The sequence below is a fragment of the Natrinema gari JCM 14663 genome (assembly GCF_000337175.1).
Classification (GTDB): Archaea; Halobacteriota; Halobacteria; order Halobacteriales; family Natrialbaceae; genus Natrinema; species Natrinema gari.
Window position 1 is genome coordinate 46,979 of the sequence record NZ_AOIJ01000045.1, and the last position, 12,627, is coordinate 59,605.

Annotated in this window: 12 protein-coding genes and 1 pseudogene; 5 read left to right on the plus strand and 8 right to left on the minus strand. The window is 66.3% G+C overall.

All coding sequences use genetic code 11. The features are described from left to right. The first annotated feature begins 63 nt into the window (after positions 1–63). On the plus strand, positions 64–951 hold the full coding sequence (locus tag C486_RS07825; protein ID WP_008454884.1) for a homoserine kinase: 888 nt from the start codon (positions 64–66) through the stop codon (positions 949–951). 5 nt (positions 952–956) lie between these two features. After that, the gene (locus C486_RS07830) at positions 957–1,307 is read left to right on the plus strand and encodes a hypothetical protein (RefSeq protein WP_008454895.1); all 351 of its coding nucleotides are present in this window, start codon (positions 957–959) and stop codon (positions 1,305–1,307) included. Positions 1,308–1,679: 372 nt separating this feature from the next. Here C486_RS07830 and pdxS read toward each other — a convergent pair whose 3' ends face one another. Further along, positions 1,680–2,588, minus strand: coding sequence for a pyridoxal 5'-phosphate synthase lyase subunit PdxS (gene pdxS / locus C486_RS07840; RefSeq protein WP_008454902.1), 909 nt, complete (start codon positions 2,586–2,588; stop codon positions 1,680–1,682). 107 nt (positions 2,589–2,695) lie between these two features. Continuing rightward, a complete protein-coding gene (locus C486_RS07845; RefSeq protein WP_008454903.1) occupies positions 2,696–3,448 on the minus strand; it encodes an acetoacetate decarboxylase family protein in 753 nt (250 codons plus the stop codon). 95 nt (positions 3,449–3,543) lie between these two features. Between C486_RS07845 and C486_RS07850 the strand changes: the two genes are divergently transcribed. Continuing rightward, a complete protein-coding gene (locus C486_RS07850; RefSeq protein ID WP_049888530.1) occupies positions 3,544–4,251 on the plus strand; it encodes a DUF1405 domain-containing protein in 708 nt (235 codons plus the stop codon). Positions 4,252–4,305: 54 nt separating this feature from the next. Here the strand turns inward: C486_RS07850 and C486_RS07855 are convergent, their stop codons facing one another. The 6 genes from C486_RS07855 to C486_RS07880 form a co-directional block, all read right to left on the minus strand. Further along, entirely contained in the window at positions 4,306–6,966 is a 2,661-nt protein-coding gene (locus C486_RS07855; RefSeq protein WP_008454906.1) for a valine--tRNA ligase, read from the minus strand. 355 nt (positions 6,967–7,321) lie between these two features. Continuing rightward, positions 7,322–8,227 (minus strand): HFX_2341 family transcriptional regulator, encoded by a 906-nt coding sequence (locus C486_RS07860; protein WP_008454909.1) that lies wholly within the window; start codon positions 8,225–8,227, stop codon positions 7,322–7,324. A 164-nt stretch (positions 8,228–8,391) separates the two neighbouring features. Further along, positions 8,392–8,619: a DUF7860 family protein gene (locus C486_RS07865; RefSeq protein WP_008454911.1), complete on the minus strand. Its 228-nt coding sequence runs from the start codon at positions 8,617–8,619 to the stop codon at positions 8,392–8,394. Positions 8,620–8,667: 48 nt separating this feature from the next. After that, positions 8,668–9,312 carry a hypothetical protein gene (locus C486_RS07870; RefSeq protein WP_008454914.1) on the minus strand — a complete coding sequence of 215 codons (645 nt, stop codon included), beginning with the start codon at positions 9,310–9,312 and terminating at the stop codon, positions 8,668–8,670. Between the two features lie 51 nt (positions 9,313–9,363). Next, positions 9,364–10,851, minus strand: coding sequence for a sodium:solute symporter family protein (locus tag C486_RS07875; protein ID WP_008454916.1), 1,488 nt, complete (start codon positions 10,849–10,851; stop codon positions 9,364–9,366). Further along, on the minus strand, positions 10,848–11,135 hold the full coding sequence (locus C486_RS07880) for a DUF3311 domain-containing protein (protein WP_008454919.1): 288 nt from the start codon (positions 11,133–11,135) through the stop codon (positions 10,848–10,850). Before C486_RS07880 ends, C486_RS07875 begins: the two co-directional genes overlap by 4 nt. A gap of 176 nt (positions 11,136–11,311) precedes the next feature. Here C486_RS07880 and C486_RS07885 point away from each other — a divergent pair, with 176 nt between their 5' ends. Beyond that, positions 11,312–12,202 carry an ArsR/SmtB family transcription factor gene (locus C486_RS07885; RefSeq protein WP_008454921.1) on the plus strand — a complete coding sequence of 297 codons (891 nt, stop codon included), beginning with the start codon at positions 11,312–11,314 and terminating at the stop codon, positions 12,200–12,202. 237 nt (positions 12,203–12,439) lie between these two features. Further along, positions 12,440–12,627, plus strand: a pseudogene (locus tag C486_RS07890) (DNA primase DnaG); the annotation flags it as partial.

Consider the following 12,627-nt stretch of genomic DNA (forward strand, 5'->3'; position numbering starts at 1 on the left):
CTGCGACAGCCGTCGTCGGTATCGTTCGCTACCTTTTTGACTGCCGTCTAGAAAGGAATCGGCATGCTTACAGTGCGGGCACCCGCAACGAGCGCGAATCTCGGGAGCGGCTTCGACGTGTTCGGCGTCGCTCTCGGAACGCCCGCCGACGTGGTTCGGGTCGAACGAGCCTCGCGAACGACGATTACGGTGACCGGGGCCGGAAGCCAGTACATCCCGGAAGACCCCGCCAAGAACACGGTCGGCGCAGTCGCGGAGGCGCTCGACGCCCCCGCACGAATCCGGATCGACAAGGGCGTTCGGCCGTCCTCGGGGTTGGGATCGTCGGCCGCGAGCGCCGCCGCCGCCGCCGTTGCACTGAACGAACTCTACGATCGGGGCCGCTCTCGGGCGGAGCTCGTCCCCGTCGCCGCCGAAGGCGAAGCACTCGTCTCTGGGGAAGCACACGCCGATAACGTCGCGCCCTCGCTGCTCGGCGGCTTCACCGTCGTCACCGACGACGGCGTCACGCACGTCGACGCGTCCGTCCCCGTCGTCGCCTGCCTGCCGGAAATTTCCGTTTCCACGCGCGACGCACGCGGCGTCGTTCCCGATACGGCCTCGATGGACGAGGTCGTCGACACCGTCGGCAACGCCGCCACGCTGACCGTCGGGATGACGCGGGACGATCCAGTTCTCGTCGGGTCGGGCATGGCAGACGAAATCGTCACGCCCGAACGCACCAAACTGATCGACGGCTACGAGAGCGTTCGCGAGGCCGCCCTCGAGGCGGGTGCGACCGGCGTCACCGTCAGCGGGGCCGGCCCGGGGATGCTCGCAGTCTGTCACCGCCGCGACCAGCGGGCGATCGCCTCGGCGATGGTCGACGCCTTCGACGCGGCCGGCGTCGAGAGCCGCGCCTATCAGACCGCCGTCGGCGAGGGTGCGACGCTGTACCGGGACGGCGCGTAGCCGCGATGGGGGCGCGAACCGACGCCGCGCTCGCGCTGCTCGTGCTCGCTGCGGTCGCGAGTTTCGCGGTCCGCGCCGACGTAACGCCGGCTCCGGTTTTCCTGGTCGTCGGCGGTGCTGCGACGGTCACCTTCGAACTCCTCGCCGCTCGAGAGTACGAGACCGTCCGGCAGTACTGGGACCGACGGAGCGTCCAACTCACGTCGCTCGCGGCGGCGATCGGTGGTGCCGCCGTCGGCACTCGAGTCGCGCCGGTGCTAGTACTGTCGCTGTGCAGCGGTGCGACGATAACCTATCTGGGCTTTCTCGCGCTCCGCCGAACGGGCATCGTTCCGCCGCCGCAGACGTGGTGGTAGCGGCGGCTCACGTCGGGCGTGCGGCCGTCTTCCAGCGCCGCGCGTAGATCCGCGTGAGAACGTCAGTTTTCGCATGTCGAACGGTGGTCGGGACGGTCGACACCCTCGTGGAAACGCTGTCCGGGAGCGGGCCGCACGGGACCGACGAGACGGGATCGGATTGTTCGAGACCGGTTTCCGGCCGGCGGAGCCGTGCGAGTCCCCGGAGCAACCGCTCAGTTCCCCCGTACTTCGGTCGGCGAGTTGCTTGCTGCTGGTTGGGGATGAGAGCTATCTCAGAGCGTTGGTACGTCGGATACGGAGAAAACGGACGTGCGTGCCGATCAGTCGTCGGTCCAGCGCGTCAGCGTGCGGCGACGGCGTCGTCGTCAGTTAGACGCCCCGACCCTGCATCTTCTCTTCCTCGGGGAGATCGACGTTCGCGTCGCCTTTCATGCTCTTGCCGAGGTTCTTCGAGATCTCCGCGAGCGTCTCGGGGTCGTCCCAGTTGTTCGTCGCCTCGACGATCGCCTCGGCCATCTCGGGCGGGTTCTCCGCGCCGAAGATGCCGCTGCCGACGAAGATGCCGTCGCACTCGTGGTGCATCATGAGCGCGGCGTCGGCCGGCGTCGCGATGCCGCCCGCGGCGAAGTTGACGACCGGGAGTCGTCCCATCTCGGCGGTCTCGTGGACCAGCTCCGCGGGTGCTTCGATCTCCCGAGCGAAGGCCTCCCGTTCCTCGTGGCTCATGCCCTCGAGTTTCCGGATCGCGCCCTTGATGGTGCGCTGGTGGTGGACGGCCTGATTCACGTCGCCGGTGCCGGCCTCGCCTTTCGTCCGGATCATCGCCGCACCCTCGTCGATCCGACGCAGGGCCTCGCCGAGGTTGCGTGCCCCACAGACGAACGGCGCGGTAAAGTCGCGCTTGTCGATATGGTAGGCGTCGTCGGCAGGGGTGAGAACCTCGCTCTCGTCGATCATATCCACGCCGACGGCTTCGAGGATCTGGGCCTCTTTCGTGTGCCCGATACGGGATTTTCCCATGACCGGGATCGAAACCGACTCGACGATCTCGGCGACGTCGGCGGGATCAGCCATCCGAGCGACGCCGCCGCGCTTGCGGATATCGGCGGGAACGGCTTCGAGTGCCATCACCGCGACCGCGCCGGCCTCCTCGGCGATACGGGCCTGTTCGGGGTCGACGACGTCCATGATAACGCCGCCTTTCTGCATCCGTGCGAAGCCGCGCTTGACGAGATCAGTCCCGCGCCGCAGTTCCTCGAGATCGGTGTTTTCGGCCATACTGACCGGTTAGGAGCCCCGCCACTTACGCGTTTCTTTGGGACGGATTCGGCCGCTGGAACCACCCGGTTCCGCGGGCTCCACGGAAACGGCGTCGGACCGGCCGCTCACTCGGCCAGCCGCTCGCCCGCGAACAGGCGGGCACGGACGTTCGAGCCGTACAGCCGTGCGAGTGGCCGTCGCCACAGTCCGAGGTCGCGGGCCAGCGCCGACGGAACCGAGAGCCGCGTCCCCACGCCCGATCCGATCGCTACGTCGCCCCGAATCCGGGCCGTCGTCCGCACGAGAGCCCCGTCTTTCGTCGTGTAACTGGTCAGCGTCCAGTCGCGCGCTCGCGGCTCGAGCCGGGGGCGAGCGACCTCGAGTCGGATGGGGGCGTCCCCATAGCGGTCGCCGTCGACGACAGTACGGATCCCGTCCGGGCCGTCAGTCACCGTGATGGCGGCCAGTTCCTTGGGATACCCCCAGATCTCGCGCCCGAGCGCGACCGCGGGTGTGGTCGTCACCGGAAGCCAGTGAACGTAGCCGCCGAGTTCGCTGCCCGCAAGCTGTGCGAGCGGGCGGGTCGTTCGACTCCCGCGGATCGCCGGCACGATGACCGCGAACTCGTCGTAGGGCTCGAGTGCCGTCCCGTCTCGGTCGCCACCGCCGACCCGGTGGTACTGGATCCCGACGAGGGAGACACAGCCGACGCCGGGCGCGAGCGCGAGCGCGGAGAGTCCATCCGGGAGCGCCGCCTCGAGCCGGCCGCGACGCGCGGGGACGGTCACGCCGCCCATCGCGAACGACAGCTCGAGCGGGAGGGATACCTCGTGGCCGGTCGAGAGTCGCCAACGTGGTCGGTCGTCGACCGTCGTCATGGCCGGGAGTACTGCGGGCGTGCTCGTAGTAGTACGGGTCGCCGACGGGGCGATAACCGCTACTGTTTTGCGGGTTCCGGCCGTCGCGCCGGATGATGACTGCGTCGACTCGGATGGCGGATCACGATCGTGCCGACGACGAGTCGCTCCCATCGTTTCTCGCGCCGGTTCCGACGACGCTCGAGGACCTGGGGCTGCGGTTCGCGTGGCTCGTCGTGGCGATCAACCTCGCGGGGACGGCCTTCGGGTTCTGGTACTACGCCGGACAGTTCACCGAGACGACGGCCGCGCTCTGGCCCTGGGTCCCCGACAGCCCGCTCGCGACGCTGTTTATCGCGCTGGCGATCGCCGCGTGGAAACTGGGCCGCGAGCAGCCGTGGCTGACCGCGCTCGCCTTTTTCGGCAACGTCGTGTTGGGCCTGTGGACGCCGTACACGCTGCTCGCGTTCGCCGATTCCTACGCGTCCCTCCCCGTGTGGATGTACCACTTCCTCTTCTGGAGCCACCTCGCGATGGTGGTCCAGGCGCTGGTCCTCCACCGGATCAGCGACTTCCCCGTGTGGGCCGTCGCCGTCGCCGCTGTCTGGTACTGGAGCAACCTCATCGTCGACTACTTCGTCCCCGTCGTCGGCGACCCCCACCACACGATCATCCCAGTCGGGCGGGAAACACCCATGTTCCTCGAGGCCGACGCACTGGGCGTGATCGCCGCCGGCGAGGTCACGTTCGTCCTGCTGGCGCTGTTTCTCGCGCTCGCGATTCGGGTCAAGAAGCTCGATCTATCGCGGGCCGCGACCGGATAGCGGTCTCGAACGGCGCTTGCGTCTCCGAGAACACGAAACGGCAGGCGACGCCGGCTACTCGAGGATGACGACCGCCGACTCGGTCTCGAGCATCTCGCCGTCGCCCGAGTAGGTGCGCTCGTACTCGACCTCGAAGAGGTCGGCCTCGAGTTCTTCGCCGGCGACGCGCAGCACGCCATCGTCAGCATCGATCTCGTACTCGCCGCTCTCGATACCGGCATCGATGTCGCCGACCTTCGAGCCGAACTTCGGCCCGAGTGTCGAGTAATCTAGGTCGATTTCGGCGACTGCGGTCGAAATATCGGGCTCGTCGTCGAGGAGCGTGAGCTCCCGCACGTGCATCACGTTCCGGATCGCGTCCTCGAAGCCGTCGATCGGGCCGTAGACCGACACCGACTCGAGGTCGGCGTTCAGCGGGAGCTGGTGCTCGCTCTTGTAACGACGCAGCGCGGAGATGACCTCCATGGCGGTCTCGCCGGCCTCGAGATCGGCCTCGTACCCCTGCGGGGCGGGCCAGTCGCGGACGTGAATGCTGCTCTCCTCGAGCGCCGCGGTCTCGTCGACGTACACCGCCTGCCAGATCTCCTCGGTCACGTGCGGCAGGAACGGGGCCCACAGTTCGAGGAAGGTCCGGTGGGCCGTCCGCAGCGCGTACTGCGTCGACGGGTTGTCTTCGCGCGTCTTGGCGATCTCGAGATAGTCGTCACAGAAGGTGTTCCAGAAGAAGGTCCGCAGGCGGTCGCGGGCCTTCGCGAACTCGTAGTCCGCGAGGTGTGCGGTGAGATCCGCGACGGCGTCGTCCAGCTCCGCGAGGAGCCAGCGATCGATCGCCTCGAGGTCGGTGGGCTCGTCGGGGTGGGCAGGCGCGAGCGTATCGACGAGCTTCGAGGCGTTCCAGAGCTTGCGCAGGAGCTTCTCGCCGGCGGTGAGGTCTTTCTCCTGATACGGGAAGTCGTCGCCGACGGCGGCGCTGGCGGCCCAGAAGCGGACGGCGTCGACGGGGTAGTCCGCGAGTACCTCGTCGGGTTCGACGACGTTGCCTCGCGATTTGGACATCTTCTCGCGGTTCTCGTCTAACACGTGGCCGTTTATCATCGTCGCGTCGAAGGGCACCTCGCCGGTGTGTTCGTAGCACTTGACGATGGTGTGGAACAGCCAAAAGGAGATGATGTCGTGGCCCTGCGGGCGGAGATCGAACGGGTAGAGCTCCGGGTTGTCCATCCGGAACTCCGCGGCGTCGGCGTCCCAGTCCCAGCCCGCGTTGATCAGCGGCGTCAGCGAGGAGGTCGCCCACGTGTCGAAGACGTCCTCCTCGGCCTCGAACTCGTCGTGGCCGCAGTCGGGGCAGCGATCCACCGGCGGTTCGTCGCTCAGGGGATCGACCGGCAGCTCCGCCCGCTCGGCCATGATCGGCTCGTCACAGTCCCCACAGTACCAGACCGGGAACGGGATCCCCGAGTCGCGCTGGCGTGAGATCAGCCAGTCCCACTCGAGGCCCTCGATCCAGTGTTCGTAGCGGCTGTACATCTTCTCGGGGTACCAGTCCATCTCCCGGCCGGCCTCGAGGTACTCCGCCTTGTGATCTAAGATTTCGACGTACCACTGCTTGGAGACGCGGTACTCGACGGCGGTGTCGCAGCGTTCGTGGACCTGGACCGCGTGGGTGATCTCCCAGCGGTCGCGCAGGGAGCCCTCGTCGTCGAGATCCTCGACGATGGCCGCGCGGGCTTCCTCGGTGGACATGCCTTCGTAGTCGCCGGCCAGCTCGGTCATCGTCGCGGACTCGTCGATGGCCACGCGCAGCGGCAGGTCGTGGGCCTGGTACCACTCGATGTCGTTCTGATCGCCGAAGGTACAACACATCACGACACCGCTGCCCTTCTCCATGTCGACGCGCTCGTCGGCGATGATCGGCACCTCGTGGCCGAACAGCGGAATGCGAGCGGTTTCGCCGACGAGGTCCTGGTTCTCCTCGTCGTCGGGGTGGACGAAAACGGAGACACAGGCAGGGATGAGTTCGGGTCGCGTCGTCGAAATGACGAACTCGTCGCGGGGTGCGTCGTCGCCGACCAGTTCGAACGCGATGTCGTTGAAGTGCGAGCCGCGCTCGTCGTCCTCCATCTCGACCTGCGAGATGGCCGTCTCGCAGTCGGGACACCAGATCGCCGGTGCTTTCTTCCGATATTCGCGGCCCTTCTCGTAGAGGTCGAGGAAGGAAAGCTGCGAGACCCGCTGCACGCGGGGTTCGATCGTTTTGTAGGTGTTCGACCAGTCGATCGAGGTTCCGAGGTTCTGCATCTTCTCGGTAAACTCGGCCTCGTATTCCGCACAGACCTCGCGACAGCGTTCCTGGAACTCGCGGCGCTCGTAGTCCTGATGGCGGATGCCGAGTTCGGACTCGGTCAAGCGCTCGCTTGCGATCCCGTTGTCGTCGTAGCCGAACGGAAAGAGCACGTCGCCGTCGTGCATCCGCTGGAACCGTGCGGCGAAGTCCTGCAGAGTCGAGCCGTAGAGGTGGCCCATGTGCAGGCTGCCCGACACCGTCGGCGGCGGCGTGTCGATCGAGTACACGGTGTTGGGATCCCGTTTCTCGTCGCCGTCGTAGGCGTAGACATCCGCGTCGATCCAGCGCCGCTGCCAGCGCGACTCGACCGCTTCGGGATCGTAGCCGCCCTCGAGGGTGGGTTCGTCGTCCGCTTGCTCCCGTGAGTCCATGCTCATGCTCTCACCGCCCGTCGCGGGCGTCGTCGGTACGTCGTCCGGCTGTGCAGTTGACTGTCGTCCATAGAGGGGTCGTTGCTCGGTGAATACTGGTCGGCAACAATACATCCGTCGAAACGGGGTGGGGAATGCGGGGCTACAGGGCCCCTACGAAAACGGCGTCTCGAGGGCCGTCGAACGGCCGAACCGCCGCCGCGGCGAACTGAGACATACGTACTGCTTGCCCGGCGACCGGTGTTAGGTGTTTCGTCGTGCCGTCCGCGACGCGGCGGCGATCGTCTCGAGGGACCGACTTATCGTCGTCCTCGTCGCGGTGCTGGTCGGGGTCGGTGCCGCCACGTCGACTCGATTAGTCGCCGGTCCCGTCGTCCGAATGGGCGCGCACCCACAGCTCGCCGATCCGTGAGAGTCGGGTCCGATAGGACTTGCCCTGCTCCTCGCGCTCGATATAGCCCTTGCCGCCGGGACCCAGCCGATCGACGTTGTAGATGACCTTCGACCGGAAGCTGTCGGTGTACTCCTCGTTTAGCTCGCGGGCCAGCGACTCCGCGAGTTCCGAGACGGAGTCGAACTCGCCGTCTTCGCCGAGTTTGTAGAGAATGAGCTCCTCGAAGGGTTTGACGTTCGAGAAGGAGGCGACCGGCAACTCGACGATGTGTTTGCCGTCGATCTCCTTCGCGCCGATGGTCGTCCCGCGCTCGTCGAACTCGGCTAACAGGTCACGGGCGCTCTCGAGGCGAGTCCCGATCCGGTCGGCCGCGATCTCCGCGTCGTCTTCACGGAGATCCTCGAGTAGGGCGATCTGTTCGCGCAGTTCCTCCGCGAGTTCGGTCTCCAGGTACTTCTCCGGGGCGGTGTAGTAGGTGTGGATGCCCTCGCGATCCTCCTGGCGTTCGACCATCAGCGAGTGGGCGGCGTTGGCGAAGGCGAAGCTCACGGTCCGGGGCATCGCGGCGACGTTGACCCAGACTTCGTTGCCCGAGTCGAGTTCCGCGGTGATGAGTTCGTAGGCCTGTTCGAAGGCGTCGTCGTAGTCATAGACGTCCTCGAGGACGAACCGCTCGGTCTCGGCTCCGAGCAGGTTCTTGAAATCCGTCTCGAGTTTCTTCGAGAGGTGCCGCGAGTACTCGACGTTGGCCTCGCTCCCGACGGCCCCCTCGAGGAGGATGACGCTGTCGACGTCGATCTGATCGCGGACCAGCGGCGCGATCAGCCGGTCGTAATCGAAGCCGACCGGGACGATGTGGGTTTGCATACGTGGTACGTGGGTGGGTGTTTATAAAAAACACCAGTTTCGGTACCGGTCTCAAACGCCACCCGGACCGTCTCGACGCCGGATATGGAGTCCCACCGCAGATGAAGGCCCTCAAAGCGATCGGCGACTCGTCTCGAGGCGACGGGAGGCGAGTCTGGACGACGCTATTCGAGCAGCGGCATGATGATCCCGAACACGAACGGCGACGCGAACCCGATGGCGAAGCCGAGCAGCGTCAGCGCGAACAACAGGGTGTTCTCCCACTGGGGAAGCGATCCGAAAACCGCGTGTCCGACCAGTTCGCTGCCCGCCCCGACGACGAAGAGGGCGAGACCGATGAAGAACCCCCCTTTCGTCAGCTCCGAATAGCTGCGACCATTGTACTGTGCCATAATTGGAGATCGATAGTCGACCAATTAACTATTTCGACGGCGGTCGACTCAGCCGTCGGTCGCGGCCTCGAGTTCCAGCCCCCGGAACAGATCGACGATCGTCTCGCGGTCGCGGGCCGGATCGACATCGAGGGCGGCCGCCAGCAGCGCCGCGTCGGGTGGCCCCTCGAGCGGGAGGAGCCCGCCGGCCATCACGTACGTGTCGGCGGTCGGCCAGACGGCGACGTGGGCTTCGGCATCGATCGTTGCGGTCCCGTCACCGACGGCAGCGCCGTCAGCGCCGTCGACCGCCCCGGCGATCGGATACGCGACTTCGAGGACGGAGAGGTGGCCGACGGCCCCGTCGGGCCGATCGATGTATTCGGTCGCGCGTTCCGCACCGACCGCGATGCCGTCGTCCGCGACCGTCTCGACGAACTGCTCGCGCGCTTTCGGGGCCGCCACGTCGAGTGCGTCGGCCGCTGACAGCCCGATCGTCGACAGGGAGGGACTGATAGCGAGCGCGACGGTGAACAGCGATCGTACCGGAATATCGCGGCCCCCGCGGAGGCGCTCGAGCGCGTCGGCGGTCGACCGGTGCTCGAAGACGGCTGTCTCGGCGGTGACCGTCGCCAGCGAGAGGCTGCGTTCGTCGGTTCGGGTCCCGAGTCGACGCCAGTCGTCGGCGACTGCGGGCGGCAGGTCGATAGGCATTCGTCAGCGCGTATGCGACCGGGGCCGTTCAGCGTGGCGATTCGAACGCCATCAATCGGCACCGAACCGGTCGAAGTAGATCGCACGCCGTTCGGCGGCGGCCGGCGAGGTCGCAAGCGAGACGGCGACGGTGACGACGAGGCCGAGTCCCATTCCGACGAGGCCGGCGGACCAGCCGGCGTAGGCGCTCGGCACGACAGCAAAGAAGAGACTCAGGATATAAAAGCACTGGCTCACCACCACCCCGGCAGTGATGCCGGCCCGCGTAATCCGGCGCCAGTAGAGCGCGAGGAGGACCGGCAACGCGAGCTGGGCGAATCCGCTAAAGGCCGCGTTGCCGATATCGAACAGCGTCGCGGGCTGGAACAGACTGACGACGAACGCAGCGGTGGCGAAGAGGACGACACCAACACGGGCGATCAGATCCTCCAGGCGTTCGGAGACGACCACCCCCAGGAACCCGAGGAACGGGCGAAAGAGGTCCCGCGTGAAGTACGACGACCCGGAGAGCAACATCGAGTCCGAGGACGACATCATCGCGGCCATCGCGCCGGCGATGACGAGCGCGGCGAACCACGTCGGCGTGTACTCCGCGAGGACCAGCGGCAGGACGTTCGCGCCCTCGGGAACCGCGACCTCGAGGCCGGCGGCCCACGCGCCGAGCATGAACGAGGGCACGAAGAGGAGGACACAGAGGACCGGCCAGAGGGCGAACGACCGCTTGAGCACGGTTTTCGAACCCGCGGCGAAGAAGCGCTGATTGACCTGCGGAAACATCGCGACGCCGAACCCGATCGTGATCGCCGTCGAGAGCATCCACTGGACCGTGTAGTAGTCGCCGCCCAGCGAGAGGAAGCCACCGGTATCGGGGTTCGACGCCAGGGCGTCGGTCGCAGCGCCGGGCCCGCCAACGGCCGCGAGTACCAATAGCACGGCCACCCAGGTCGTGACGAGCATGAACGCGCCCTGTAACGTGTCCGTCCAGGCGATCCCGCGCATTCCGGCGACGACGACGTAGAGGATCATGAACGCGGTGATCAGCCCCGCTCCGGCGGCGTAGGGAACGGCACCCTCGGTTAAGGCCTCGAGCGCGGTACCGGCTCCGACCTGCTGGAGCATGACGTAGGGGAAGAGCCAAAGCAGGCTGACGCCGGCCATGAGCGCGCGGAGCCACCAGGAGCCAAAGCGGTCGCCCAGCATCTCCCCGAGGGTGACGTAGCCGTACTGTCGGCCGAGCAGCCACTGCTTGTAGCCGATGACGTACCAGAGGATGGCGAAGATGATGCCGTCCATCAGCCCCATGACGAGGATCCACTCGGGGCCCTGCGCGTAGGCGATGTTCGGCCCGGCGAAGAAGGTAAACGCCGACAGCAGCGTCGCGAAGGTGGTAAACAGCAGAACCACGGTGCCGAGCGTTCGGCTGGCGAGATAGAAGTCCTCGGCCGTGCGGTCGGTCAGTCGGTAGGCGACCAGCCCGACCGCGAGGGCGAGTAGGAGATAGCCGACAATGATCGAGAGTTGGAGCGCGACCGCGCTCACAGCCCGTCACCTCCGGGACCCGTCTCTCGAGCGGACTCAGGCCCGACCCCGTGACCGCCGCTCGAGTCGCCGTCGCTCCCCGCAGGCTCGATACCGACACCCCAGGCACGCTGCGCGAACAGCCAGAAGACGAGCGACGCGAGCCCCATCCAGCCGACGTGCCACCAGAGCCAGATCGGGAGCCCGGCGACGACGGTGGCCGATCCCCACAGGAACCACGGAATCGCGAGTCCGGCCAGGACGAGTCCGACGAGGATCCAGACCCCCGCTTCGGTGTGGCGCATGTCCGACCCTTGGCCCGGATATGGGTAACTCTTACTGTTCGAAAACCGATATCGAAGAGATTTATTCATCGATATATGACGCCGTCGCTATCAGGCGGTTTCCGCTAACTGAAATCGCTCTTTCACCGAGGAAAAAGGGTATATGTGTTTGACATCGAATACGAACCGAACCCCACATGGCCCGTCTCTTTCCCCTTCGTTCCGACACGGCCACCGAAGAGGGCCAGCCCCGCGTCGTCGACCTCGAGGGTGAGGACGCCGACGCGGTCTTCGGCGCGCTCTCCTCGACGACGGCCCGGGAGATCTACTCGCGTCTCGACGACGAACCCGGCACGCCCAGCGACATCGCCGACGCGATCGACTCGTCGATCCAGAACGTCCGCTATCACCTGGAGAAACTCGAGGACGCCGGGCTCGTCGAGGTCGTCGACACCTGGTACTCCTCGCGTGGCAATGAAATGAGCGTCTACGCGACGACCGACGGGCCGCTGATCGTGACGAGCGACGAGTCGCGAGCGTCCCGATTGAAAGACGCGCTCTCGCGGTTGGTCGGCGGGATCGGCGCGCTGGCCGGCGGCAGCCTGTTCGTCCAGTACGCGATGACGCGGTGGCTCGCGCCGGCCGAAACGGGGCCGACGGCAAACGGCGGCGCACAGCCAGCGGGATCGGACGGCGAACACGACAACGGAGCGTTTCAGCACACCGACGACGCGGGGGACGCCGGCTCGAGTGCCAGGCCGATCGAACAGCGCGAGAGCGGCGAGATCGATACTGCGGACGCCAACCCGGTGAACGACACCGCTATGAACAACACCACTGACGGAAATCCGGGCACGATGGATTCGGCCAATGAGTCGGGCACGGTGGACTCGGCTCCTGATTCGGGAGCGATAGATCCGGGGCTCGATCCCGACAATGAGACGCTCCAGAACGTCACCGACGGCGGGGCAGATGCGATCGAGACGGTATTCGGAGCCGTTCCGCCGGGGCTGCTCTTTTTCCTCGGCGGCCTGGTCGTTCTCCTCGCGATCACGATCTACTGGTACTGGTACCGACCGGCGTATTGAGAGACCGGATGCGGTCCGCCCCGCTGTGCAGGTTCGGCGTCTCTTTCGCCGCCATTTGTAGACCGCGGTTCCACGGGACCGGTAGTCGGCTGGTCTCCGAGACGCGATCGATGAAGCGCGGCTCACAACCGTCTCCGGAGGTCAACAGCTATTTGCCTCTCACGAACGAAATCCTATATAAACCGGTCTCCGACGCGGGTTCCGCGTCATCGTACCCCTCACGGGGACAGATCTCCAATGGAAGACACTTCGAAATACCTCATTCACGCGGACGTCACGGCTGACGGGGTCGTCGAGCGCAGCGACGTCGTCGGCGCGATCTTCGGGCAGACCGAAGGCCTGCTCGGCGACGACCTCGATCTGCGCGACCTCCGCCAATCCGGGAAAGTCGGCCGTATCGACGTCGAAATCGCGAGCACCGCGGG